Source organism: Rossellomorea marisflavi, assembly GCF_009806575.1.
In the GTDB taxonomy this organism is placed as follows: domain Bacteria; phylum Bacillota; class Bacilli; order Bacillales; family Bacillaceae_B; genus Rossellomorea; species Rossellomorea marisflavi_A.
On the sequence record NZ_CP047095.1, the window covers coordinates 2,457,882 to 2,480,794 of the forward strand.

A 22,913-nucleotide genomic window follows, 5' to 3' on the forward strand; every position below is an offset into this window, starting at 1 on the left:
ACCTTCGCAGACGTTTCAAGCTTTTTTTTCGTTTTGGTTCCACCATTTGTAGCGCTCCGCCAAATAACTGTATACCAGGATGCTGACGATGAGCCATGCCCCTCCGGCGGAATATCCTCCTATGATATCACTTGGATAATGGACGCCAAGATAGACTCTGCTCGTCCCGATCACCAGGATGAGTCCGACTGCTGCAACAATGGAGATCCATTTGTATAGATGACGGTCGAATGCCCTGTAAAGCATGAATGCAACCGCTCCATAAAAGATGAATGAACCCATTGAATGGCCGCTCGGAAAGCTGTATCCCCCCTGCTCGATCAATACGTGAAAATCAGGCCGATCACGCTTGAACAGAGATTTCAGGAGCGAGTTGAAGGCTCCTCCGATCCCCACTGTCACCGCCATGAATACAGCCAGGGGAACCTTTTTCATAAGAAGGAGGATCAGGATGCTGATGACGGTGCCCACAGCAATCCCTGTCACTCCGCCTAAAAAGGTGATGGTCGTCATGATCGTCGTCAACCCGGGTGAAATGAATCCCTGGACAAAATCGATGACCGACTTATCAAATGATTCGACTTCATTTTCCCTCAATTCATCGACGATTGAGATGAATCCCCATGTGAACAAGACGAGGAAGGCGACCCCAAGGATCAGGGCAGCCCACGTCTTTTTATTTCTTCCTTCCATGTTTCTCCCTCACTTCACGCTTTCGCTTTCTTTTTTGTCGTCTTTTTCTTTGGTTGTGATTTCGGCTTTGGCTTTGACGTATCGATGGATGCCTGGAGGGCCGCCATGAGATCCGTTACATTGTCCCTTGGGGCACGGTCAGAAGGAGTGACCACTTCCTCACCTGTCTGCTTGCCTTCGATCAGCGCCATCAAACATTCCCGGTATTCATCTTTATAATTTTCCGGATTGAATTCGGCCGTCAACTGATCGATGAGCAGTGTCGCCGTTTCCAATTCTTTTGACGTGATCTCATCCTCGGCTGGTACATTCGGGACATCAGTTGAAGGTCTGACCTCATCAGGGTAATGAATCGTTTCCATGACAAGGGTCTTTTCAAACACACGGATCACACAGAGATGTTCCTTGGACCGCATGATGAACTTGGCAATGCCGACCTTTCCAGACTCTGATAAAGCCTTCCGAAGAAGAGAATAGGCTTTTTTCCCTCCGTCTTCGGGCGACACATAATACGTGCGGTCGTAGAAAATCGGATCGATCTCGTCCATCCGGATGAAATCCTGGATCGATACGGCACGCTCTTCATTCATTTCTTTCAGCCCTCCCAGCTCCTCCTCCTCGAGTACAACAAATTTGCCTTTTGTCAGCTCGTAGCCTTTGACAATATCGTCCTGACCAACCGACTTGTCACACACCGGGCACATCTTCTCATATTTGATCGGTGTATGGCACTCCTTATGGAGAGAACGGAGCTTGATGTCCCGGTCTTCCGTTGCAGAGTGAAGCTTGATGGGGATGTTCACGAGGCCGAAGCTGATCGATCCCTTCCAGATTGTATGCATTTCAATACCCTCCTGTAGTCAAACTAATCCTATTTTCATTAGCTTTCTCCCACTCCCTTCGTTCATTCACCCGATCTGTTGGAAATGAATAAACAGGACATACTATCGGTAAAGATTTTAAAGTAGATGCTCACAAGGAAGGTGCTAGATGATGAAGCCCATGCTGCCAACACTGACGCCGGATCCGCCCGAAGGGGACATGTGGCTGTCCGAAGTGAAGTATGACGGATTCAGGGGAATCCTCCAGATTGAAACACATGAAAGCATGACTCTCACCAGCCGGAATGGAACGAACCTCCTGCCTCATTTCCCTGAGATTGAACAGTATATCCGCCAAATGCTCGAAGACGATATGCTTCCGGTGCCCCTCATGCTAGACGGGGAAATCGTCCTTCTCCGCACGGCCCTCTCATCGGAATTCAGGGCCCTCCAGGCGAGAGGCCGAATGAAGAATCAAAAGAACATACACCGTGCGGCATCGATCAGACCAGCCGTTTTCCTGTGCTTTGACCTTCTTCACACCGGATCCAAGAATACAAAGGATCTCCCTTATGAAAAGCGTAAAGAGGCCCTACTTGCGCTATTCAGTCGGGCAGGTCTTCCAACAACTCCTTCCCCCACCACCGGGCCCTAGTGCAAATGATCCCCTTTACCAATGATCATCACGAGCTTCTCAAGAACGTGTACGATCAGGAGGGAGAAGGCCTTGTATTCAAGAAGAAGAACAGCATGTGGGAAGAAGGGGTCCGAAGCTCCGATTGGGTCAAGGTGAAAAACTGGAAAACCTGTTCTTGCTTCATCACAGGATGGGAATCCGGAAATGATTACTTCTATGTAGGGGTCTATAAAGGGGAAGAAATCGTATCCCTGGGGGCATTCCACTTCGGTCTGAATCCCGAGGAAAAGAGATCCCTGAAACACATCATCTATGAGAATCATACCGGCAAAGATGGTACATTCTTTTCCATTTCGCCTGCGATCACCGTAGAGCTTCACTATCTTGAGCGCTATGATGATGGGTTACGCGAGCCCCATTTCAGCCGGTTCCTTTTTTCCGAAGCACCGGAAAGCTGTACCGAAGAGCGCTTCAGGATCGATGAACTGAGCCTTCCCGGCAGTATATCCGTCACCCACCCTGAAAAACCGATTTTCGAAGGTATATCGAAACTTGATTACCTGCATTATTTGCGGAAGGTATCAGGTGCACTCCTTCCATTTCTCCATGGACGGGCTCTCACCTGCATCCGTTATCCCCACGGAATCTTCGGGGAATCCTTTTACCAAAAGAACACGCCTGAACATGCCCCGGATTTTGTGAAAACGGTCAGGGACGATTCCATCGATTATACCCTGTGCCATGCGATCGACACCCTGATGTGGCTTGGAAATCAGCTGGCCCTCGAGCTCCATGTCCCCTTTCAGCTCCAGGGAAGGGACGATGTGTTCGAGATCGCCTTCGATCTTGACCCGCCTGACCGCTCGGCCTTTCCGCTTGCCGTCAAGGCAGCCCTGATCCTGAAAGATATCCTTGATCGCCTCCACCTGCGGAGCTTCGTCAAAACCTCAGGGAATAAAGGGCTTCAAGTACATATCCCCATCCCCAGGGGATATACATGGGATGACACCCGGCTCTTCACCGAATTCATTGCCCGCTACCTCGTGTCAACCCACCCTGAAGAGTTCACGGTTGAAAGATTGAAAAAACAACGAAACGGGCGACTCTATATCGACTATGTCCAACATGGACCCGGCAAGACACTTGTATCCCCCTATTCGGTCAGGGGGAATAACGAAGGTCTCGTCTCCACTCCGCTCCTTTGGGAGGAAGTGAATCGTGATCTGGATCCCTCTCGTTTCACAATGGAAGCCGTCGTAAAGCGTTTCAGGGAGATCGGCTGTCCGTTTTCCGGCTATTATACTGCGGGGGAGCAACAACCGTTCAAAGAAGTCATGACCTTTTTACGATCAAATGGATGATCTTAAAAAACCGGCAGCCGCTCATGTTTCGAACGGATGCCGGTTTTTTTCTGTTTACAGGAAAACCTTTTCTTTCACAAGTGACGCCGCATGCTCCTCCAACTGACGATACGCAACATGCTCTTCAAGCTCCTTCTTCGCTTCCAAATCATAGCGGTCCGGGAACGCACGATCCCACTGTATGGTCGCTTCGTACATATAAGTGGCATTCCCGATCAGCTCCATGGAATATGTGCCATCGGCGTGTTCATTTACGACGACTCTTACTTTGCCGCCGGGATTATACACATCGACTGCCTCTCCTTTCGCGTTATAACCGAGAAGGCATGTCACGAGAGAGGAAGCCGACATCGCCGTGCCGCATGCGTTGGTGAATCCTACTCCACGCTCATAGGTCCTGACAAAGATTGCCCCCTCCTCTATGATAGTCACATAGCTCACATTCACTCCGTCCGGGCATAACGGATTCGGTCCGTTAAGGTAGTCCGAGATGTCCTTTTGCTCATTCCCTGACAGCACATCACGGTCGACCACGGCAATCAAATGAGGGTTGGGGACGGCCAGTGCAGTGAATCTCCTATCACTCTGGAGACCCTCCACCTTTTCGTCAATCAGCTTCTCTCCGTTTCCACTCATCGGGAGGGAAGATAAATCGAATAGGACCGGTGAAATCTCGACATTGTACGTGGGGATCCCAACGTACACCTCTTCCTCTTTCGATACGTGGAGATCTGCTTTCATCGTTTCCACCATGATGTCGTCCTTCCCGATCTTTTCACACACGTATCGTCCGACACAGCGCAGGCCGTTCCCACACATCGAGGCTTCAGAACCATCGGAATTGAAGACTCTCATCATGGCATCACATCTGTCGCTGTCAAGGACGAATAAGATCCCATCCGCTCCCGGGCCCGTTTCCCGGTTGCAAAGGGTGAAGGTCAGTGCCCTTCGATCCTCATCGGTAAAATCGTAGCCTTTCCCGACTTCATCCAACAATAGAAAATCATTTCCAGATCCATGACACTTCGTTACGTCAATTTTCACTCTTTTCCGCCTCCAGTTGTGCTATCCATAAAATCATAATAGTACTAGATTGCCATAAACGTGCCCGATGTGCAATCATAGATAAAAGCAATCTGAAAGGAGGGATGAGCATGAAGGAGGAGTTCAGCTTCCGCTTTCAGGTGAAAAAGGTGGAAGAGGCATATGACGGGAACGAATCGAGGCACGTCCATGTGCTGGCAAAGGTGTTTGATCAGGAAAAAGAGCTGATCCATGAAGGGATGTATCGCGTAAAGTTCAATGAAATCGGCATTTTCCCTTTTCCTGCCGATATCGCCGGGCAAGTTCAATCAAAAGCGCTTCAGAGACTCCTCATGGTAGAGCTGAAGCGCTACATCAAACCTCAAAGAAAGTTCCTGACTCCCGGTGAGTACAAACCTGTTTGGTAAGGGGGATCTCCCACGATCTTGTATAGCCGCCGGTGTCCTCAATCGATGGAAAGCACCGTTAACCCGTTCAAAAAAAACATGCACGTGCGACAGGCGCACGTGCATGTTTTTTCCTAGTGAATCGCATGGACGATGAAATTCAAGAGGAACAATGCTGCAATGATATATAGCGTCAAAGACACTTCCTTTGCCTTACCCGTTGCCACCTTCAAAATCGGATACAGAACGAATCCGAATGCGATGCCGTCAGCAATGCTGTAGGTGAATGGGATCATAGCGATGATGAAGATCGCCGGAAGGGCTTCCGTCAGATCGCCCAGGTCCATATGCCGGATATTCTGGATCATCACGCCTCCGATCACGATCAGGATCGGTGCAATCGCATGATCGGGAATCCACTTCAGGTAAGGAATGAACAAAACCGAGGCAAGGAACAGGACACCTGTGGTGAATGATGTCATGCCCGTACGCCCTCCAGCTGTCATGGCAGCTGCGCTTTCCACCGTAGAAACGGTGGGGCTGGTGCCGAAGATCCCGGAGGTCAATGCAGAAAATGCATTGGCCTGGAACGCCCGAGGATACTTATGCTCCTGCCCGATCATGGCCGTATGCCCGCTCACAAGGCCGATATTCTCGAATACGAGGACCATCGTCATGGAAAATACGGCTATCCAAAACGGGATATCCACGATGGCCTTGAACGAAATCTGGCCGAAGACATCACCGTACTGACTCCAATGGAATGCAGTCGATGACGCCGACGGCTCGATTCCGAGCACCAGTCCAAGAATGGTTCCGAAAGCGATGCTCCAAAGGAATTGGCCCTTCACATTCCGGATGAAAAGGAACATGGTGAGGAGTAATGTGAGGAGGGTTGCAACAACCTTCCAATCACTGAAGTCCCCGATCGTGATGATCGAACTCTCCCCCCTCTGGATGATCCCGCCCTTTTCAAGGCCGATGAACATGAGGAACATACCGAGGCCGACCGTGATGGCCTCTTTCAGCACCTGGGGTATGGCCCGCGATAGCACGCCTGAAAGTCGCGTAAACGCAATGACCATGAAAAGGATCCCTGATATCAAGACCACTCCGAGCGCTTCCTGCCAGCTGAGGCCGGACGATTTCACAAGCGTGAACGTAAACATCGCATTGATTCCCATGCCTGGTACTAGAAGGATGGGGGCGTTCGCCCAGAACGCCATGACGAGACATCCGACGAATGACGCCAGGATCGTGGCCAATACGGCTCCTTCAAACGGTATACCAGCTTCAGAAAGAATCAGGGCGTTAACGGCGATGATATACACGATGGTGAAATAGCCAACCGACCCTGCAAGCATTTCCTGTTTCAGTGAAGTGCCATGCGCTTTAAACTTAAACACATGTTCAAATGCTTTCATACAATCTTCCTATAAAACTGCCCTCTCCCTACCCGCGTCACCCGGATTACTCCGGGGAGCCACAAGACTTTATTTTAGCAGATAAAGAGTGCGTTGCCAATAGTCATCCTTGTTCGATGGAACGGATCAGGTTCGCCATTTCGATTGCTGAAACAGCCGCTTCCCAGCCTTTATTCCCTGCTTTAGTCCCAGCACGCTCGATGGCCTGCTCGATCGTATCGGTTGTCAACACTCCGAAGATGACAGGTATTTCTTCCTGCATTCCCAGGTTTGCAACTCCTTTTGCCACCTCTCCGCTCACATATTCAAAGTGCGGTGTCGCACCGCGGATGACCGTTCCGAGCGTGATGACGGCATCATAGTTCCCTGTACGGGCAAGCTTCTTGGCGATCATCGGGATTTCAAATGCTCCCGGCACCCATGTGACTGAGACGTCCGTTTCCTCGACACCATGGCGCTTAAGCGCATCCTCTGCACCACCCAGAAGTTTGGACGTGATGAATTCGTTGAAACGTGATACGACGATGGCTACTTTCAGGCCAGTACCTACAAGATTTCCTTCAAATGTTTTTGTCATGTTGTTTCCCTCCATTGGTATGTTTAGAATTTTAATAAGTGCCCAAGCTTAGCTTGTTTGGTTTTTAAATATTTTTCATTTGCTTCCTTGAAAGGGAGCTGGATCGGCACCCGCTCGGAAATGGTGAGACCATAGCCTCTGATCCCCGCAATCTTCCTGGGGTTATTGGTCAGTAGCCTCATTTTCTTCACCCCGAGATCTCTCAGTATCTGGGCACCGATTCCATATTCCCTCAGATCGGCATCAAAGCCGAGCTTATGATTCGCTTCCACGGTGTCATAGCCTTCTTCCTGAAGCTTATACGCTTTCAGCTTGTTGATCAGTCCGATTCCTCGTCCTTCCTGCCTCATGTACAACAGGAGCCCTTTCCCTTCATGTTCGATCTGAGTCAGTGCCGTTGCAAGCTGGGGACCGCAGTCACAGCGGTTGGACCCGAATACATCACCTGTGAGGCATTCCGAGTGGACCCTGACAAGGACCTCCTCTTCTTCGGTCCATTCCCCTTTCATAAGGGCAACGTGCTCTTTGCCTGTGAGGACCTCTGTATAACCGATCGCCTTGAAATCACCGAAATCTGTCGGCAGACTGATCTCCACCTCGCGATTGATCAGCTTGTCCTCCTTCCTCCGGAATCGGATGAGCTCTTCGATCGTGATGAAGGAAAGGTCCCACTTCTCAGCAAGCACCTTGAGGTCGGGGACCCTCGCCATACTGCCATCCTCATTCATGATTTCACAGATCACCCCTGCGGGTGTCGAACCTGCAAGGCGGGCGAGATCGACGGCTGCTTCCGTATGTCCCGCCCTTTTTAATACACCACCGGGTTTTGCCACAAGTGGGAACACATGCCCCGGGCGCTTAAAATCCTCTGGCTTCGAGTGCGGATTCACTAATTCTTTGATGGTATGGGCGCGTTCGAATGCGCTGATCCCCGTCTTTGCTGAAGCATGATCGACGCTTATCGTGAATGCTGTCCCGTGATGATCCGTATTGGTCGAAGTCATCTGATTCAAGTGGAGCCGGCCTGCAATCTCCTCATCGACGGGTGTGCAGATCAATCCCCGGCCCTCCATTGCCATGAAATTGATGACCTCCGGCGTGACACCTTCAGCAAGTGCCACAAAATCCCCTTCATTTTCCCTGTTCTCATCATCGATGACGATGACGGGTTTACCTTCGCGGAGATCGCGGATGGCTTCTTCGATTGTGTTGAACATCCTATTCCCTCCCTGGTTAGTCAGCGAAGCCATGATCGGATAGGAAATCATAGCTCAAGCTTTTCTTTGCTGTTGTTTCAGTTTCCTTTGTAAAAAATCGGTGGATATACTTTGCCATCATGTCACACTCGATGTTGACCTCATCACCGATCTTCTTGGATCCGAGGACCGTGTCTTCTTTCGTTTGTGGAATAAGAGAGACCGTAATGGAATCATCTGTGATGTCGAATACGGTCAGGGACGTACCGTCGATGGCGACGGATCCTTTCTGGACAAAGAACACAGAAAGTTCCGAAGGGATGTTGATGGTGACGTAAAGGGCATTTTCCAGTTCCTGCAGGCTTTTGATGGTGCCGACTGCATCCACGTGGCCGTTGACGAAGTGACCGCCGAACCTGCCTCCTGCCGCCATCGCGCGCTCAAGGTTCACCCGGGTTCCCGTTTTAAGGTTCCTGAGGGACGTCCCTTTGAAGGTTTCTGGCATCACATCTGCTGTAAACTCATTCTTTGAAAATGTGGTGACCGTCAGGCATACTCCGTTCACCGATATACTGTCTCCGATTGCCACATCACCCAGGACCTTTCCAGCAGCAAGCTTCAGCTCCATGGAAGAGGCGGATGAACGTACGGCCTTCACACTGCCGATTTCTTCTATGATTCCTGTGAACATGCTCGATCTTCCTTTCTTTCCTGGGGTACCGCGGTAATCTTAATGTCTTTCCCGATTGTTTCGATACTTTGGATCTCCACGGGGAGCCCTTCAGCTATGGATGGGAAACCATCTCCGCCGAAGCTTGGGAACGAGTTTCGTCCTCCGAGCAGTTTCGGGGCCATATAAAGGATGAGCTCCTGGAAGGCCTCCTCCTGAAGGAAGCTGCCGTGAATGCTGCTTCCACCTTCTACATAAACCGAGGTAATCGATTTTTTTCCAAGCTCACCGACAAGCTCTTTCATGGTGATGGCCGGACTTGATAGGGAGAGTATTTCACATCCCTCCTGAATGTATGCCTGCTTACGAAACTCAGGCACCTCACATCCTGTGATGAGGATGGTCGGGCTTTGACGATCTTGAATGATATGGGAGTGAATCGGGGTACGCAGGTGCGTATCCACGATAAGTCGAATGGGGTTTTTTCCACCTTGGGGCAAACGGGTGGTCAGGTGCGGATTGTCTTGAATGATGGTGTTGACTCCAACTACTATCGCGTCATGCCGGTGACGATCATAGTGGACGTCCAGTCTTGATTGTTGCGATGTGATCCATTTACTTTCTCCGGACGAAGAAGCAGTCTTGCCGTCCAATGTCACGGCAGACTTCAGCGTCACAAAGGGTGTGCCTGTACGGATGAAGTGGAAGAAATGCTTATTGAGTTCAAGGGCTTCAGACTCTCCCATGCCGAGGTGGACATCGATGCCCGCTTCCTTCAACCGCTCGATTCCCCTCCCTCCTACAAGAGGATTGGGATCCTTGCAAGCGATGAAAACGCGTTTGATCCCGCTCTCGATGATCAGGTTTGCACACGGAGGCGTACGCCCGTGATGGGAACAAGGCTCGAGGGTCACATATATATCTGCCCCTTCGGCTTTATCACCCGCTTCCCTGATTGCATGGACCTCTGCATGAGGGCCGCCTGCCTTGAGATGCGATCCGGTGCCCACAATAGAACCATCTTTAACCACCACTGCTCCCACGACCGGGTTTGGTGAGGTCTGTCCTTGAGTGGCCCTTGCCAGTTGAAGGGCAAGGTTCATGTATTCATTGAGTTCCAATTTCTTCATTCACCTCCTGATTCATTCATATAAAAACCCCAAGAACGTAGTCTTGGGGGAAGTTTGGCATGACGAAATAAAGCATCTATCCTGATCGTTTAAAAAATCAGTGATACACACTTGCCGTTCCTTCTCCCATCCAGACTTTCACTGTCGGCTTTGGAGTTTCACCAAATCCACCGTCTAATAACCATTAGCCGGGTCACGGACTGAGAGCATACGCTCATCACCGCCGGTAGGGAATTCCACCCTGCCCCGAAGGAAACCTATTCGATTATGTACTGATTATCACCTCAACACAAATTGATTGTCAAGCATTGAGTTTTTTGCCTCAGCTGCGTGATATCACTCGATCTACCTGTTGCGGACGGGATCTCGGTGCCCTCATGCGCCGAATTTCCTATCCCTGATCATCCCAGCTGAAAGGATATTCTCACGCCGGAACATCCTGATCCCCCTCTTCGTATGACAGTAGGCACGAACATGGGTAGCGGTTATGGACACAACGTGTATGACCCTCTCACTCAGCCGGGATTGACGGTCGATATAGATGATTTTCAATAGTATATCTTCTTCGATCGCTTTTCTCATCAAGGGGTCCATAAGCCCACTCCATTCTGCCTGGTATGAGCTGATTATATACGAACGTACGTTCTTTTTCAAGTGGGCGGTTTTCTTATGGCGTGATATAGAACTCCTGATCAAGATGCCAAAGAAAGGCGAATAACCAGTCCAATTCATCCGAGTAGGATTCATACATCGTAATCAAGGTGTGGTGGGCATCGAAAATGGCATGGAGGTTCGTCGGCAGAATCCCGGTTTGGATGGCAAACATATTTACGCCATTAAAGTTCAGTATCCACTTTTCGGCCCCCTTATAAATCAGGATTTTATCATTCTCAAGGCTTCTCCACTCGAGAGCGGTCCGGCTGGCGTATTTTAAGATGAACCGTTTTCCCACGGAATGATCCATGTTCAGGACCCGCTTTCTCTTTAAAATCGGAAGGGGATCTTTATTTTCCCTGTAAAAGGCGTAATCTTTTCTGGGACTGAGGGGCTGCTGCCGATGGATGGCATACTTCACCCATCCATTGGTCTTCACAAAAAAATACCCTTCCTTCGTTGAGACCCCGATCAGTGTGCTGCTTGATACCGGCAATTCGCGGAACCAGATTCGGTACGCTTTCCTCAACTCCCTGTTCATACTGACTGAAAGATACAGATTGGAACAGGCAGGTATGAAAATCAACAGGGGAAAATAGAAAAGGTCATGCATGACGAGGAGCATGCCGACACCGACCAGGAAGTACATCGTTCCCCTGAAAAGGAGGGTATACTGCTCGTTCTTGTAGATTTGATAGAGATTCATTTAAGCCCGTCCTTTCAAGCAGGAATCACTACTATGCTATGAACCATCCATCACATGCAGAACAGAAAAGAAGTTGGGTCAACACGAAAAAGGTACCATGACATGACGAACCCGATCAGTGCAGGTTCTTTATACCGCTCATGATTTCCGGGAAAGACTTCGGGGAGCCCGTGAGCCTCCTCGGCAAGCCTGCGGGATCTCACATCAGCTACTCTTCCAGCAGAAGTCTTCGTCTTGCACTCCAGCTGGAAACAATGATCTGAATGGTCACAGGAAACAAACTAAAAACCCGAATTCAAGTGCCTGACTGTAGGCAATTGAATTCGGGCTTTACTAAACACGTTTGTCCCAGCTCTTATGTCCACGATAAAATCCGGTTCAGCTGTGCTTCTGCGTCTCGATACCCCTGTTGGTAAAGAGCATCCAGTTTAGCAGGGTTTTTCTCGATCCTGCTTACTTGGAGTGGTTCCTGGGGCTGGATGATGATGACTTCCCCCCTCCGCTCTTTTTCCTCGAGTTCAGCAATCGTTTGGTTGTAATGAAGATACCGATTTTTCAGTGCATGGTACAAATGAGGATACTGGGGATATTTCCTCTTCACGAAATAAGAGAACCGGGACGGTTTTTTCATATACCCGCGGTTCCGCGTCAAAATGACTACATTCTTCTTATATCCATCCCGTTCTGCCTGCTGGAAAGGCACTGGATCGCTGATGCCGCCATCGAGCAGTTCGTGGCCAGATAAGTTCACGATGGGCGCTACAAATGGAAGGGAACTGGACGCCCTGATCGCTGTGAGGAGCTCGTCCCCATAGTCACTCCTTCGGAAATACTGAGGTTTTCCTGTTGCACAGTTGGTCGTCCCGATCACGAATTCACTCTCATTTGATGCGAACGCATCGAAATCGAACGGCACGATTTTCCTCGGAATCTCTTCAAAAACATAGTCCATCCCGAAAAGTTCCCCGGTCTTCCAGTAATTCCTCCAGGACAGATAGCGGGGGTCACGGATGAAATCGACATTGACCTTGCGATTTCTGCCTTTTTGTCTCGATAGGTAGGATGCGGCGTTACACGCCCCGGCCGATACCCCGATCACATAAGGAAAGTCCACTCCCTGCTCAAGGAAGTATTCAAGGGCACCTGCGGTATAGATCCCCCGCATGCCCCCACCTTCCAATACAAGTCCTCCGTTGATCTTCATGATGTTTCCTCCTTACCGATTCACTAAAAACGATTTCACTTGTTCGGGGTACAAGGTCGTAGACAATGCTTCGTCAAGCGACATCCAGACGGGCCTATAGCTCCCACTTCGATGTCCTGTAAACTCGTCCCCTTTCCCTGTTCCGAACGTCCCTTCATATTTTCCCACAAGAAAATAATGATGGACACCTTTTTGCTCGAACATCATGCAGGGCTGTAGGGACGCAACCGTTATCCCAAGCTCCTCTTGTGCTTCCCTTCGTGCGGCTTCCAGCGGTGTCTCACCTGATTCGATCCCGCCTCCCGGAATCACGTAGTAGATGCTGCCGCCCTTCACGCGTTTGATCAAGGCGATGCAGCCGTCCTCGATTAGGAGTACCCCTGCCCGGTCCCTCGCATCACGATTCACGATCATATAACCGGTGGAGGTTTTCCACCTCTTCTTTCACGGTCTCCTGAAGGGTTTTCGGTGACAGGACCATCATCTTGGATGCAAATCCGAGGATCCAGTTCACCAGGCCGTCGCTTATCCGGGCTTTGGTTGTAAGGATGAAATGGTCTTCTCCGTCGCGGGTCGTCGAGATGTCCTTGCCGAACTTATCGATGATCACATTGATCAAGTTGTTGCGGCAGCGGATCTTGATCCATTCTTCATCCCCTGCAAACATATGGAATGTTGACTGTGTATAGCTTGAAACATCAAACGATTCATAGGCGAAGGTTTCATCCGATTCCATTACATTCTGAAGCCTGTCCACCCGGTAATGACGGATTTCTTCCGCCTCGAAATAATAAGCGATCAAGTAATAGAAATCATTCGCCCACGCGAGGGCATAGGGTTTCACACGGTAGACCCGTCCTTCATGGCTGAGCTGGAATTTCTTATCCACATCGTATCGCCCATACTGAAAGGTGATGACCCTCCTTTGTTCGATGGCTTCATGGATTTTATGTATCGCGAGGCGGATATAGGGGTTTTCGCTTTTGATCGACGAATCGATCTGAATTTCATTTTGGAGCTTCTTCCCCTGATGGGTACTTGTCAGCCGGCGGATCTTCCCTGTCAGCTGACGGGTTTCTTTCCTCGAGATGAATTTCGCCGATACGACTGCGTCGATGAGCATGCGAAGCTCGTACAGTTCGAAGAGGCGGTACTGATGGCTATAGTACTTCGGCATCCCTTCTTTTTCCTGATTCACGGTGATATCGAATCCATTCTGAATCAGATGCTCCATATCATCTTTGAGTGAATGTTTATTCAACTTCACATCGGGACCATATTGCTGCTTGAAGCGATGGATAAGATCATCCAGGGTCTTCTGCCTTTCTTCATCCGTCTCTTCGCTCAAGATCTGCCTCAATTGAAGCAACCGGTCTTTGTTATCCAGTCTTGTCAATGTCCTCCCCCTGTTCCCCGGCTGTGCCGGCTGGAGCGTATTATCTCCTAGTGGATTCTATAAAGTTATCAATCTAAGGGTAAATTTGTCAATGCGTAAAGAAAAAAGCCCCTGTAGAAACAGGGGCTTTTGACTTATTTGATGAAACGGATGACGGTCGGGATCCGGTATGTTTCCCCTCCGTATGATTTAACGGCCGCGATGATGGTGAAGACGAAGGCCAAGATTCCTACCACCGGAAGAAGGACAAATCCGATGAGGATGAGCATCAACAGACTTGCTACGATACTGTAAATCGTATAAGAGATAAGGAAGTTGAGGTATTCCTTACCGTGGAAATCCACAAATTCCGAGTCCTCCCTCTTCATCAGCCAGATGATCAAGGGGCCGATGAAGGTTGTGAAGAAGCTTGTCAAATAGATTAGCATCGCCATGAGTTTTTCGTCACTTGTAGGCATAGGTCTTTCCATAAATTCTCATTCCTCCATAAAAAAATAATAAGTTCATATATATGTACGCATGAATCAATCAAAAGTTTCACAGATTGGAAAACTTTCATAGATTAGACTCTTTTTGAATATAAGTGAATGGAATGAGTTTGTCCATACCATTAGGGAAGAAAGGCGGTCTTGTGTTGAGTAAATTAGAAGCATTCATTCTCGGGATCATCCAGGGGCTGACGGAATTCCTGCCCATTTCGAGCACGGGGCATCTTTACCTCGGGAGGCTTGCCTTCGGACTGGAGGAGGCCGGGCTATTCCTCGATACGATGCTTCATATCGGGACGCTTATCGCCGTCCTTGTGGTGTATCAAAAAGAGCTTCTTCACATGATCCGGCATCCGTTTTCAAAACTATCATTGATTCTTATCATCGGCACGGTACCGGCTGTCATCGTCGGCCTGCTTTTCAAGGATTTTTTCGACAGCATCTCTAAAAACGGTGTCACCATCGGGTGGGAATTCATTGCGACGGGGTGCATCATGTATTTCGCTGACAATGTGAAAGGCGGGTACAAGAAACTGCAGGATCTAACCTATACCGATGCCTTGGTGATCGGGAGCTTCCAGGCTGCTGCCATCTTTCCTGCCCTTAGCCGTTCGGGGCTTACCATTGCTGCAGGGCTCATCCGGAAGCTAGACCGGGAGACAGCCGCTTATTTTTCTTTCCTGCTCTCCACTCCCGCTATACTCGGGGCATCGTCCTGCAAGGAAAAGACTTGTTCAGCGGCCACACCGAAGCCATCAGCTTCACAAGCCTCCTCATCGGGACAGTGAGTGCAGGGCTCTTCGGATATTTCGCCATCGTCGGGATGATCAATTTTCTCAAGAAACGGTCACTGAAAGTATTCTCATATTATGTTTGGGCCCTGGGTATCGCCATTTTGATCCTGCAGTTTACGGGAGTCCTTTAGGAGGTGGATGATCATGGATACGGATTGGATCCTTCAGCTCTTATCCACGCTGGGTGACTGGGGGTATATCGGGGTGGCGGCGGCCCTCATGGTCGAAGTGATCCCGAGCGAGCTGGTCCTCGGCTATGCCGGCTATCTTGTTCATGCCGGACAGATCAGTCTTGTGGGAGCTATGCTGAGCGGGATGATCGGAGGGACCCTTGCTCAGGTTTTCTTATACTGGCTCGGCCGCTATGGTGGACGCCCGTTTTTTGATCGATATGGAAAATTCCTTCTCATGCCTCCCCGGCATATCGAGGCCGCTGAGAAATGGTTTGAAAAACACGGGACCTTCGTCGTTTTCACGGCCCGGTTCATCCCGGTTGTACGTCATGCCATCAGTATACCGGCGGGGATGTCGAGGATGCCCCTCTCTTCTTTTTGTTTGTATACCTTTGCCGCCATGTTTCCTTGGACGCTCCTGTTCCTGCTTGTCGGCATGCAGCTCGGTACACACTGGCAGCACATCGAAGTGATCGGCGTACGGTACATCAAACCGTTGGCCGCGATTGCCATCGGCGGGATAGCACTCTACGTATTGTTTACTTTCTTGCGGAGCCGGAAGAGAAGATGACTTCTATTATCAGGCAGGATTGATTACAATAGAACTATTACCTGATAAGGAAGGGACGACCTTATGAATCGATTACTCTTAACCAATGCAACCATCTACCCCATCTCAAGTCCTCCGATTCAAAACGGCTCCGTGTTGATCGAGGACGGCATCATCAGGCAGGTGTATGCACGTGCCTTCGAGGCCACGGATATTCCTTGGATCGACTGCGGGGGCGGCATCTTCTCCCAGGGCTTATCGATGCCCATACCCATCTGGGATTATATGATGAAGGGACGGGCTGGGCGGGGAATGACGCCAACGAAACCATCGAGCCCATGACTCCCCACGTCCGGGCATTCGACGGTGTCTACCCCCTTGACCCCGGGTTTACAGACGCACTGAAGTACGGGGTGACGACGGTCAATGTGATGCCCGGAAGCGCCAATGTCATCGGGGGCACCACATCTGTCATCAAAACGTTCGGTTCGAACATCAGCTCCATGATCGTCAGGAAGACATCGGGACTGAAGCTTGCACTCGGAGAGAATCCCAAACGGATCCACAGTAACGGGAACAATGATTCCATCACGCGCATGGGCATCATGGGCATGCTCAGGGAAGCTTTCTTCACGGCAAAATATTGTGACCATCCCGATGACCTCCGGGTTGCCCCGCTGGTGGCTGCACTGAAGCGGGAGATCCCGGTCCGCATTCACGCCCACAGGGCAGACGATATCCTGTCAGCCATCCGGTTCGCCGATGAGTTCAACCTCGACCTACGTATCGAACATTGTACGGAAGGTCATCTCATTGCCCAGGAACTCCAGGGACGGAATCTTAAAGTATCCGTCGGTCCGACCTTCACGAGGCGTTCCAAGGTGGAACTGAAGAATAAAAGCTGGATGACCTATCAAAAATTGACGGAAGCAGGCGTCGAAGTGTCGATTACAACGGACCACCCTTATACGCCGATTCAGTATTTGAATATGTGCGCTGCCATCGCTGTGAGGGAAGGACTCGATGAAGGGAAGGCCCTGGAGGGAATCACCCTCGCTCCTGCCAGGAACCTTGGCGTATCGGACCGTGTCGGCAGCATTGAAGCCGGGAAGGATGCTGATCTTGTACTCTGGACCCATCATCCGTTCCATTTCATGGCGAAACCCGTGCTCACATTGGTGAATGGACGGACGGCTTTCAGCAACCTATAAAAGGGCGCGGACGGATTGATTTCAATCCCCTCCATCCCTTGTGACGCATAGGATTGACGGATTTCCCTTCCTGTTTTTTCGACCTTTACAATCTTAAAAAAATAAATACAAAAAAACAGCATTTACCCTATTCCCTTTTTGTCGATTATCTTATATGATACAGAAAGGATATAGAATATTTCCTATTACATTGTTCTGAACACGCGATCTATTTATAGATAGGGCGATTGTAATGGAGGGAAGGCAAAAGGTGCGCCACCAGTTTCTTGACTGGTCTTAGTGGGTTCGATTCCCACCCCGAAATTTTTTAGTTACCATTTAAAAATTTCGAGGGTGGATCGTTCACAACGGGACTGCCCTCAAGGAGGGTCTACTATGATCAAGAGACGGGACCTTAATGAGTGTCATGAACTATTCGACCTCATGGTGCATCCGGATGTCTTCCCTTTTGTGCGTCAAAAAGCACATTCCTATGAAGAACTGTTATTCTTGACGAAACAAACCATTGAAGCAGAAGACCGCGGCGAGCTCATCTCCCGCACCATCACCGATGAATGGGGCAACCCCATCGGAACCATCAACCTTTACGACATCCAGGAAGGCGCCGGGTTCCTCGGGACATGGTTAGGTAAGCCCTATCACGGGAAAGGCTATAATCAACCTGCAAAGGATGCCTTTTTCCACGAGCTATTTTATGAACTCGGTATGGAAACGATTTTCATGAGGATCCGCAAAGTGAATGCGCGGTCAAGAAAAGCGGCTGAAAAACTGCCTTATGTCGTCAATGCGAACGAAACGAGGGCATCCCTATACGCTCAGCTCAATGCGGCGGAAGATGTCTATGACCTATACGAAATTCCCAAAGACCTCTATACGCTTTACCTTTATCAGCAGGAGCAGGCTGAAGAAGAGGCGATGGAAGCTTGAAATGAAGACACCGGCCAGCCGGTGTCTATTTTTTTGCATTCTCCCTATACATAATTCCCCCTTCTGTCAGGCAAACTGTCTGTAAAGTGTTAAGGAGGGGCATTCCTATGATTCTTCGCGTACTTCTCGTCATCCTGTCTTGGTTCAGCTTGATCTTTCTGCGGCGGACGGATATTCTTCGTTATTCACCGGCAGCCATCCTGGTGTCATTCATCTTGACTGTCGTTTCCTTCATCAATCCTGTGCTTAAACTTTGGAAGGTGAAGGGAAATAAGAAGGCACAGGTGTTGGCCGATCTCTCGTTCATCATCGGTCCATTTTTCGCAGCAACCATTTGGGTGTTCAAACTGTCTTTTCACTCTTTCCCCTATACCTATTCCTGAACGGAGCGGTGAATTACTTTTTTGCCTACCCCATGACGGCATTCTTCCAAAAACAAGGGCTGTACAAGCTTCTGCACATGAATAAGCATGTCTTATACGGCGTGAGCATCCTGTATGCCATCGTCATCTATCTCTATCAGCGCGGCATCGAAAACTTATGCACTGCGCTGAAAGACATTCGCCACAAAAGATTTTCGGATGTTACAAACGATGTCCTCGCCGAAAAGATCTCCAAGGGATAAAACTAATAAGGGAGCCATAAATGACGAACACGATCAGTATAGGTTCCTCATACCGCTCATGATTTCCGTGCAAAACTTCGCTTTCAGCGGCTAGCCCGTGCGCCTCCCCGGCATGCCTGAGGGATCTCACATACGCTACTCTTCCCGCAGGAGTCTTCGTCTTGCACTCCAATCAACCGCTGGAAACAATGAAATCGTAATGGTCATGAAACAAATGAAAAACCCGAACCATACTGCCTGAACGGCAAATGAATTCGGGTTTTTCTATGACTGAAATACGTTTGTCCCAGGCTCTTTGTTAGTTCTTATTCATCTTTTCGAAATAAAGATTGCGGATGACGAAGGTTTTATAGCTTTCAAGCTTCCGTTTATCAACCGGATGGTGATAAATCCCCATTTTCTTCAGTTCCTGGAGATACCAGCCTTTCGAGTATTGGTACGCCATGCCTCTCTCCCTTTCAACCGTTTGTACAGTTTATGTACATCGGCGGGTGAAAAGACGCATCATTTACTCATGCTGGATAATTCTTCATACATGTCCTGGATGGTATATGCCTTATCGGCGTTTTCCATGGCAGAAACGTACTCATCCCGTTTGCTTTCAAGTTCCTTCACATGTTGAAGGAACGTTTCCGCGGTTACTTCTTCTTCTTCAAGCTTCAGGGCATAGCCATGCTTGACGAATGAGTTGGCATTGAGGATCTGATCCCCCCTGCTCGCTTCACGGGACAGGGGAATCAGAAGCATCGGTTTTTTAAGGGCCAGGAACTCAAAGATGGAATTGGATCCTGCTCTCGAAATGACAAAGTCCGTCATGGCGAGATAATGAGGCAGATCACCTTTGATGAATTCGTACTGTTTGTATCCTGGTTGTTCTATATCGGGTTCTATGTTGCCTTTTCCGCAAATATGGACAATCTGGAAATGATTCAGCAGATCTTCGAGGTTGCTTCTTACGGCTTCATTGATCTTTCTTGCCCCGAGGCTTCCTCCCATGATCATGAGGACCGGCTTCAGATTGTGATATCCGGTCAGGCGGCGCCCTTCCTTTTCATCTCCGGTGAAAAGTTCTTCGCGGATGATGGCACCTGCACAAATCGATTTCTCGGCAGGCAGGACATTCACGGTTTCCGGGAATGTGGTGAAGATCTTGGTCGCAAATGGGACGGCCAGTTTATTTGCAAGGCCTGGCGTCACATCGGATTCGTGGATTGCAACCGGCACCTTGGCGATTTTGGCTGCCATCACAACCGGTACCGACACGAATCCCCCTTTTGAGAAAATGATATCCGGCTTCGTTTTGCGAATGATGGAAAGAGCCTCGAGGACCCCCTTCATCACTCGGAACGGGTCGGAAAAATTCTTCCACGAAAAGTAGCGGCGCAGCTTCCCGCTCGAGATTTCTTTATAAGGAATATGAGGGAATTGATCGGTGATGATTTCTTTTTCAATTCCGTCCTTGGATCCGATATAAGTGATCGCCCAGCCTTCTTTTTCAAAGTGGGGAATGAGCGCTGTATTGACGGTGACATGACCGGCAGAACCCCCGCCTGTAAATAAAATTCGCTTACTCATAGTGATAGACTCCTAACTGTTACTCGATAATGGTGGATGCTCCATTTGGCATCATCATTATACACTTTACCAAAAATACGGCCGGGATAGAACAAAAATTCATGAAGAATACATCAATTATCTCTTTCCTTGACGATTAAGGATGAAATCCGCCACGTTTTTGCCACTGATCGTCACCATTGGTGACCCCCCGCCCGGATGGGTCGTCCCACCGGCGTAATAGAGATTGCGTACATCCCTGCTTACATTGGAGGGCCGCAGGAACGCTTCCGTCATCGTATGGGAGGCAATCCCGTAAAGGGCTCCCCGGTAAGCAGAGAATTTCCCCTTGATGGCATCCGGGGTCATCACCTTTTCGAACTCCAGCTGACTCCGGATGGGGATCCCCTTTTGTTCAAGTGCATCATAGATCCTGTTTTTGTACCTCATGACTTCTTCTTCCGTCAGATTCACCGCAGGCGCATTGACCAGGATGAACAAATTGCTACCCTTCGTCACCCCGGGATCGGTGGCAGCGGAATGGCTGATATAGATGGTGGGATCCTTCGGCAGTCTCTTTTTATAGAAGATGTCGTCAAACTCCTCCTTGTAATCATCCGTGAAGAAAACCTGGTGGTGGTGGATATCGGGCTGGAACTCTCGCAACCCTGCGAGGATCACGAATGCCGAGATGGAAGGTTCATAGGCATCAAGCTTCTGATCGGGAGTGGACGGACGGTCACGTTCCTCGAGAAGTTCTTTGGTTGCTGTGATATAATCTCCGTTCACAATCACAAAGTCACCCCTCACCTCTTCACCTGTGGAAGTCATTATGCCCTTCGCTTCCCTTCCCTCGACAAGGATTTTCTTCACCTTCGTTCCGGATCGGATCACTCCCCCGCATTCCTTGAAGAATGTCGAGAATCCTTTGGCGATACCGGTGTTCCCCCCCTGGGTGTAGTACACACCGTCATTCATCTCAAGATGTCCGATCAAGGAGAAGGTTGCCGGACATTTGTATGGAGATGATCCGATATACGTTGCGTAACGATTGAACACTTTCAGTACATCGGGGTGGCGGAAGAACCGTCTGTGGAAATGGTCCATCTTCTCAAGTGGCCTTACTCTTGCGAAATTGGCGGCAAGGGATGGGGACAGATAGTCCCTCCAGGAGTTGAACACACGATAAAAGAATCCTTTCTCAGCAAGACCGTAAAGTCTGTTCACTTCCTCTAGATACGCTTCATACCTCCCTGCTTCTCCGAACTGAGAGAGCGATTCTTTCATCTCACCGGGATCCGATGACTGATAAAGGATCCTTCCGTCCGGAAACACATTCTTTGTATGCCTGGTCAATTTGGTGAAGCGGAAATAGCGATCCGCATCACCACCGGCATCATTGATCACTCTTCTGAAAATGTCCGGCATGGTGATGGTATTCGGTCCGAAATCGAAATGGAAGCCGCTCTCATCCACCGGCATCATCTTGCCTCCGGGGTGGACATTTTCGTCGATGATCGTCACATCAAATCCCTTTGATTGAAGGGTGATGCCCGCCGACAGGCCGCCAAGCCCAGAGCCGATTATGATGACTTTCCCACTCAATATGATCTTCCTTTCCAGTTGTACGTTTGTTTTCTGATCCGTTTTACCATGGACGTCCACATGATGGCGATCAGGGCCAGACTAGCCAGTGGCATCAGCCAAAAATGATGGGGAGATTGATTGGATGTCCGGTCGACAATGAACGTCTGGGCCCATACCACGATCAGCGGGAGACAATAGATTGCCTGAAGGCTGATGATCCCGTAGCCGAACAGCGGGAGGGGCATGAAGTAGAAGATGAAATAAAACAAGGAACATAGCCCGACCATGAAGGGATTCTGGCCAAGACCGATATAAATATTCTTGAGGAATCCCTCCCATACTTCACGATTCGTATCGTACATATGGCAGACGGCGTCACCTGTGTTATTGACCAGGGTCGCTTTCCATCCCTTTCTCTTCACCAGCCTGGTGATATGTACATCCTCGAGGAGGGATGATTGAACGGCTTGATGTCCGCCTATGCTTTCATACGCCTCCCTCTTAAAGAACATGAAGGCGCCGTGAGCCGCCGTAAAAGCAGGGAGCGTCGTATAATTTGCCATAGATAAAGGAAGGTGGAAGAATACCAGGAAATGCTGAAAGGGAACGAGTAGTTTCCCGAGGAGCGGCTTGACCGGAAATCGTGGAAAACCCGTGACCAATCCTGATCTGCGGCGGTCCATCTCGTTGAGCACCTTTTCGATCGTATCAGGCGCGATGCGGACGTCGGCATCAAGGAAGAACAAATACTCCCCCTTTGCTTCAATGCTAAGTTGATGGCAGGCATGTACCTTCCCGACCCATCCTTCCGGGAGGGGTTTGCCGGCTATGACCTTGAAAAAGGGATCATCGCCAATCGATTTCTTCAAGAGCTCTGACGTCTGATCGGTCGATCCGTCGTCCAGTATGATGATTTCCAAGGATCGATGAGTAAGACATTTCAAATTTCGAATCAAGGATACGACATTCCGTTCTTCATTGCGCATCGGAATCAAAAGGGAAACAAATGCGGTAGATGGAGAGGCTGCCTTCAACCGGGGAAGGAATGCCAAATTGAGGACGGTCAAGATCATAAATATGATGAGTATGGCAGTGTAGATCACAA

26 protein-coding genes, 2 pseudogenes and 1 riboswitch are annotated in these 22,913 nt (G+C 49.6%); of the genes and pseudogenes, 10 read left to right on the forward strand and 18 right to left on the reverse strand.

What is annotated here, in order from left to right:
- Positions 1-15: 15 nt before the first annotated feature.
- Positions 16-693, reverse strand: a complete 678-nt coding sequence (locus D5E69_RS12715) for a phosphatase PAP2 family protein (protein ID WP_048003835.1) — start codon at positions 691-693, stop codon at positions 16-18.
- Positions 694-707: 14 nt separating this feature from the next.
- Positions 708-1,535: a non-homologous end joining protein Ku gene (gene ku / locus D5E69_RS12720; protein WP_159129751.1), complete on the reverse strand. Its 828-nt coding sequence runs from the start codon at positions 1,533-1,535 to the stop codon at positions 708-710.
- Between the two features lie 148 nt (positions 1,536-1,683).
- Between ku and D5E69_RS23850 the strand changes: the two genes are divergently transcribed.
- Complete coding sequence (locus D5E69_RS23850; protein WP_283957823.1) at positions 1,684-2,169, forward strand: ATP-dependent DNA ligase; 486 nt, start codon at positions 1,684-1,686, stop codon at positions 2,167-2,169.
- Positions 2,170-2,174: 5 nt separating this feature from the next.
- A complete protein-coding gene (ligD, locus tag D5E69_RS12725) occupies positions 2,175-3,512 on the forward strand; it encodes a DNA ligase D (protein WP_283957824.1) in 1,338 nt (445 codons plus the stop codon).
- 54 nt (positions 3,513-3,566) lie between these two features.
- Here the strand turns inward: ligD and dapF are convergent, their stop codons facing one another.
- Positions 3,567-4,556 (reverse strand): diaminopimelate epimerase, encoded by a 990-nt coding sequence (gene dapF / locus D5E69_RS12730; RefSeq protein ID WP_048003837.1) that lies wholly within the window; start codon positions 4,554-4,556, stop codon positions 3,567-3,569.
- Between the two features lie 110 nt (positions 4,557-4,666).
- Here dapF and D5E69_RS12735 point away from each other — a divergent pair, with 110 nt between their 5' ends.
- Positions 4,667-4,963 (forward strand): hypothetical protein, encoded by a 297-nt coding sequence (locus D5E69_RS12735; RefSeq protein ID WP_048003838.1) that lies wholly within the window; start codon positions 4,667-4,669, stop codon positions 4,961-4,963.
- A 113-nt stretch (positions 4,964-5,076) separates the two neighbouring features.
- On the opposite strand, the gene D5E69_RS12740 is transcribed toward D5E69_RS12735, so the two are convergent.
- From D5E69_RS12740 to D5E69_RS12770, 7 genes are all read right to left on the reverse strand, one after another.
- Positions 5,077-6,366, reverse strand: a complete 1,290-nt coding sequence (locus D5E69_RS12740) for an NCS2 family permease (protein WP_048003839.1) — start codon at positions 6,364-6,366, stop codon at positions 5,077-5,079.
- A gap of 103 nt (positions 6,367-6,469) precedes the next feature.
- Positions 6,470-6,943, reverse strand: a complete 474-nt coding sequence (gene ribH, locus D5E69_RS12745) for a 6,7-dimethyl-8-ribityllumazine synthase (RefSeq protein WP_048003840.1) — start codon at positions 6,941-6,943, stop codon at positions 6,470-6,472.
- A 23-nt stretch (positions 6,944-6,966) separates the two neighbouring features.
- Positions 6,967-8,160 carry a bifunctional 3,4-dihydroxy-2-butanone-4-phosphate synthase/GTP cyclohydrolase II gene (locus D5E69_RS12750; RefSeq protein WP_048003841.1) on the reverse strand — a complete coding sequence of 398 codons (1,194 nt, stop codon included), beginning with the start codon at positions 8,158-8,160 and terminating at the stop codon, positions 6,967-6,969.
- 16 nt (positions 8,161-8,176) lie between these two features.
- Positions 8,177-8,830, reverse strand: coding sequence for a riboflavin synthase (gene ribE, locus D5E69_RS12755; RefSeq protein ID WP_048003842.1), 654 nt, complete (start codon positions 8,828-8,830; stop codon positions 8,177-8,179).
- The gene (gene ribD / locus D5E69_RS12760; RefSeq protein WP_048003843.1) at positions 8,812-9,939 is read right to left on the reverse strand and encodes a bifunctional diaminohydroxyphosphoribosylaminopyrimidine deaminase/5-amino-6-(5-phosphoribosylamino)uracil reductase RibD; all 1,128 of its coding nucleotides are present in this window, start codon (positions 9,937-9,939) and stop codon (positions 8,812-8,814) included. Before ribD ends, ribE begins: the two co-directional genes overlap by 19 nt.
- Before the next feature lie 114 nt (positions 9,940-10,053).
- Positions 10,054-10,197, reverse strand: a riboswitch (FMN riboswitch).
- Positions 10,198-10,314: 117 nt separating this feature from the next.
- Complete coding sequence (locus D5E69_RS12765) at positions 10,315-10,524, reverse strand: WYL domain-containing protein (RefSeq protein WP_213085547.1); 210 nt, start codon at positions 10,522-10,524, stop codon at positions 10,315-10,317.
- A gap of 82 nt (positions 10,525-10,606) precedes the next feature.
- Positions 10,607-11,299: a hypothetical protein gene (locus tag D5E69_RS12770; protein ID WP_048003845.1), complete on the reverse strand. Its 693-nt coding sequence runs from the start codon at positions 11,297-11,299 to the stop codon at positions 10,607-10,609.
- A 140-nt stretch (positions 11,300-11,439) separates the two neighbouring features.
- Between D5E69_RS12770 and D5E69_RS23855 the strand changes: the two genes are divergently transcribed.
- Positions 11,440-11,562 carry a hypothetical protein gene (locus D5E69_RS23855; RefSeq protein WP_262370504.1) on the forward strand — a complete coding sequence of 41 codons (123 nt, stop codon included), beginning with the start codon at positions 11,440-11,442 and terminating at the stop codon, positions 11,560-11,562.
- A gap of 92 nt (positions 11,563-11,654) precedes the next feature.
- On the opposite strand, the gene D5E69_RS12775 is transcribed toward D5E69_RS23855, so the two are convergent.
- From D5E69_RS12775 to D5E69_RS12790, 4 genes are all read right to left on the reverse strand, one after another.
- Positions 11,655-12,503 carry a patatin-like phospholipase family protein gene (locus D5E69_RS12775; protein ID WP_159129752.1) on the reverse strand — a complete coding sequence of 283 codons (849 nt, stop codon included), beginning with the start codon at positions 12,501-12,503 and terminating at the stop codon, positions 11,655-11,657.
- A gap of 12 nt (positions 12,504-12,515) precedes the next feature.
- Positions 12,516-12,917: an NUDIX hydrolase gene (locus D5E69_RS12780; protein WP_159129753.1), complete on the reverse strand. Its 402-nt coding sequence runs from the start codon at positions 12,915-12,917 to the stop codon at positions 12,516-12,518.
- Complete coding sequence (locus D5E69_RS12785; protein ID WP_048003848.1) at positions 12,901-13,899, reverse strand: helix-turn-helix transcriptional regulator; 999 nt, start codon at positions 13,897-13,899, stop codon at positions 12,901-12,903. The genes D5E69_RS12780 and D5E69_RS12785 overlap by 17 nt, the downstream gene beginning before the upstream one ends.
- A 134-nt stretch (positions 13,900-14,033) precedes the next feature.
- Positions 14,034-14,357 carry a DUF4870 domain-containing protein gene (locus D5E69_RS12790; RefSeq protein WP_187427066.1) on the reverse strand — a complete coding sequence of 108 codons (324 nt, stop codon included), beginning with the start codon at positions 14,355-14,357 and terminating at the stop codon, positions 14,034-14,036.
- 176 nt (positions 14,358-14,533) lie between these two features.
- On the opposite strand from D5E69_RS12790, the pseudogene D5E69_RS12795 reads away from it, so the two are divergent.
- The 6 genes and pseudogenes from D5E69_RS12795 to D5E69_RS12820 all read left to right on the forward strand — a co-directional run bounded on the left by D5E69_RS12795 (position 14,534) and on the right by D5E69_RS12820 (position 18,667).
- A pseudogene (locus D5E69_RS12795) lies at positions 14,534-15,312 on the forward strand (undecaprenyl-diphosphate phosphatase).
- Positions 15,313-15,325: 13 nt separating this feature from the next.
- Positions 15,326-15,925 (forward strand): undecaprenyl phosphate transporter UptA, encoded by a 600-nt coding sequence (gene uptA / locus D5E69_RS12800; RefSeq protein WP_159129754.1) that lies wholly within the window; start codon positions 15,326-15,328, stop codon positions 15,923-15,925.
- A gap of 63 nt (positions 15,926-15,988) precedes the next feature.
- Positions 15,989-17,115, forward strand: a pseudogene (locus D5E69_RS12805) (amidohydrolase).
- A 375-nt stretch (positions 17,116-17,490) separates the two neighbouring features.
- A complete protein-coding gene (locus D5E69_RS12810) occupies positions 17,491-18,042 on the forward strand; it encodes a GNAT family N-acetyltransferase (RefSeq protein ID WP_048003852.1) in 552 nt (183 codons plus the stop codon).
- A gap of 107 nt (positions 18,043-18,149) precedes the next feature.
- The gene (locus tag D5E69_RS12815) at positions 18,150-18,425 is read left to right on the forward strand and encodes a hypothetical protein (RefSeq protein ID WP_159129755.1); all 276 of its coding nucleotides are present in this window, start codon (positions 18,150-18,152) and stop codon (positions 18,423-18,425) included.
- Between the two features lie 32 nt (positions 18,426-18,457).
- Positions 18,458-18,667 (forward strand): hypothetical protein, encoded by a 210-nt coding sequence (locus D5E69_RS12820; RefSeq protein ID WP_213085548.1) that lies wholly within the window; start codon positions 18,458-18,460, stop codon positions 18,665-18,667.
- Between the two features lie 298 nt (positions 18,668-18,965).
- Here the strand turns inward: D5E69_RS12820 and D5E69_RS12825 are convergent, their stop codons facing one another.
- From D5E69_RS12825 to D5E69_RS12840, 4 genes are all read right to left on the reverse strand, one after another.
- Complete coding sequence (locus tag D5E69_RS12825; protein ID WP_082139306.1) at positions 18,966-19,112, reverse strand: YflJ family protein; 147 nt, start codon at positions 19,110-19,112, stop codon at positions 18,966-18,968.
- A 59-nt stretch (positions 19,113-19,171) separates the two neighbouring features.
- Entirely contained in the window at positions 19,172-20,242 is a 1,071-nt protein-coding gene (gene murG / locus D5E69_RS12830; protein WP_048005785.1) for an undecaprenyldiphospho-muramoylpentapeptide beta-N-acetylglucosaminyltransferase, read from the reverse strand.
- A gap of 117 nt (positions 20,243-20,359) precedes the next feature.
- Positions 20,360-21,826 (reverse strand): phytoene desaturase family protein, encoded by a 1,467-nt coding sequence (locus D5E69_RS12835; RefSeq protein ID WP_316247139.1) that lies wholly within the window; start codon positions 21,824-21,826, stop codon positions 20,360-20,362.
- The gene (locus tag D5E69_RS12840) at positions 21,823-22,911 is read right to left on the reverse strand and encodes a glycosyltransferase family 2 protein (RefSeq protein ID WP_347566740.1); all 1,089 of its coding nucleotides are present in this window, start codon (positions 22,909-22,911) and stop codon (positions 21,823-21,825) included. The genes D5E69_RS12835 and D5E69_RS12840 overlap by 4 nt, the downstream gene beginning before the upstream one ends.
- Positions 22,912-22,913: the final 2 nt, after the last annotated feature.

Coding starts and splice junctions, on each gene's coding strand:
- D5E69_RS12825 (WP_082139306.1), bottom strand. CDS start 19,112: ATGGCGTACCAATACTCGAAAGGCTGGTATCTCCAGGAACTGAAGAAA.
- D5E69_RS12715 (WP_048003835.1), bottom strand. CDS start 693: ATGGAAGGAAGAAATAAAAAGACGTGGGCTGCCCTGATCCTTGGGGTC.
- D5E69_RS12790 (WP_187427066.1), bottom strand. CDS start 14,357: ATGCCTACAAGTGACGAAAAACTCATGGCGATGCTAATCTATTTGACA.
- murG (WP_048005785.1), bottom strand. CDS start 20,242: ATGAGTAAGCGAATTTTATTTACAGGCGGGGGTTCTGCCGGTCATGTC.
- D5E69_RS12750 (WP_048003841.1), bottom strand. CDS start 8,160: ATGTTCAACACAATCGAAGAAGCCATCCGCGATCTCCGCGAAGGTAAA.
- ku (WP_159129751.1), bottom strand. CDS start 1,535: ATGCATACAATCTGGAAGGGATCGATCAGCTTCGGCCTCGTGAACATC.
- D5E69_RS12735 (WP_048003838.1), top strand. CDS start 4,667: ATGAAGGAGGAGTTCAGCTTCCGCTTTCAGGTGAAAAAGGTGGAAGAG.
- D5E69_RS12810 (WP_048003852.1), top strand. CDS start 17,491: ATGATCAAGAGACGGGACCTTAATGAGTGTCATGAACTATTCGACCTC.
- D5E69_RS12815 (WP_159129755.1), top strand. CDS start 18,150: ATGATTCTTCGCGTACTTCTCGTCATCCTGTCTTGGTTCAGCTTGATC.
- ribH (WP_048003840.1), bottom strand. CDS start 6,943: ATGACAAAAACATTTGAAGGAAATCTTGTAGGTACTGGCCTGAAAGTA.
- D5E69_RS12820 (WP_213085548.1), top strand. CDS start 18,458: ATGACGGCATTCTTCCAAAAACAAGGGCTGTACAAGCTTCTGCACATG.
- ribE (WP_048003842.1), bottom strand. CDS start 8,830: ATGTTCACAGGAATCATAGAAGAAATCGGCAGTGTGAAGGCCGTACGT.
- uptA (WP_159129754.1), top strand. CDS start 15,326: ATGGATACGGATTGGATCCTTCAGCTCTTATCCACGCTGGGTGACTGG.
- D5E69_RS12740 (WP_048003839.1), bottom strand. CDS start 6,366: ATGAAAGCATTTGAACATGTGTTTAAGTTTAAAGCGCATGGCACTTCA.
- D5E69_RS12770 (WP_048003845.1), bottom strand. CDS start 11,299: ATGAATCTCTATCAAATCTACAAGAACGAGCAGTATACCCTCCTTTTC.
- D5E69_RS23855 (WP_262370504.1), top strand. CDS start 11,440: ATGATTTCCGGGAAAGACTTCGGGGAGCCCGTGAGCCTCCTCGGCAAG.
- D5E69_RS12775 (WP_159129752.1), bottom strand. CDS start 12,503: ATGAAGATCAACGGAGGACTTGTATTGGAAGGTGGGGGCATGCGGGGG.
- ligD (WP_283957824.1), top strand. CDS start 2,175: ATGATCCCCTTTACCAATGATCATCACGAGCTTCTCAAGAACGTGTAC.
- D5E69_RS12780 (WP_159129753.1), bottom strand. CDS start 12,917: ATGATCGTGAATCGTGATGCGAGGGACCGGGCAGGGGTACTCCTAATC.
- ribD (WP_048003843.1), bottom strand. CDS start 9,939: ATGAAGAAATTGGAACTCAATGAATACATGAACCTTGCCCTTCAACTG.
- D5E69_RS23850 (WP_283957823.1), top strand. CDS start 1,684: ATGATGAAGCCCATGCTGCCAACACTGACGCCGGATCCGCCCGAAGGG.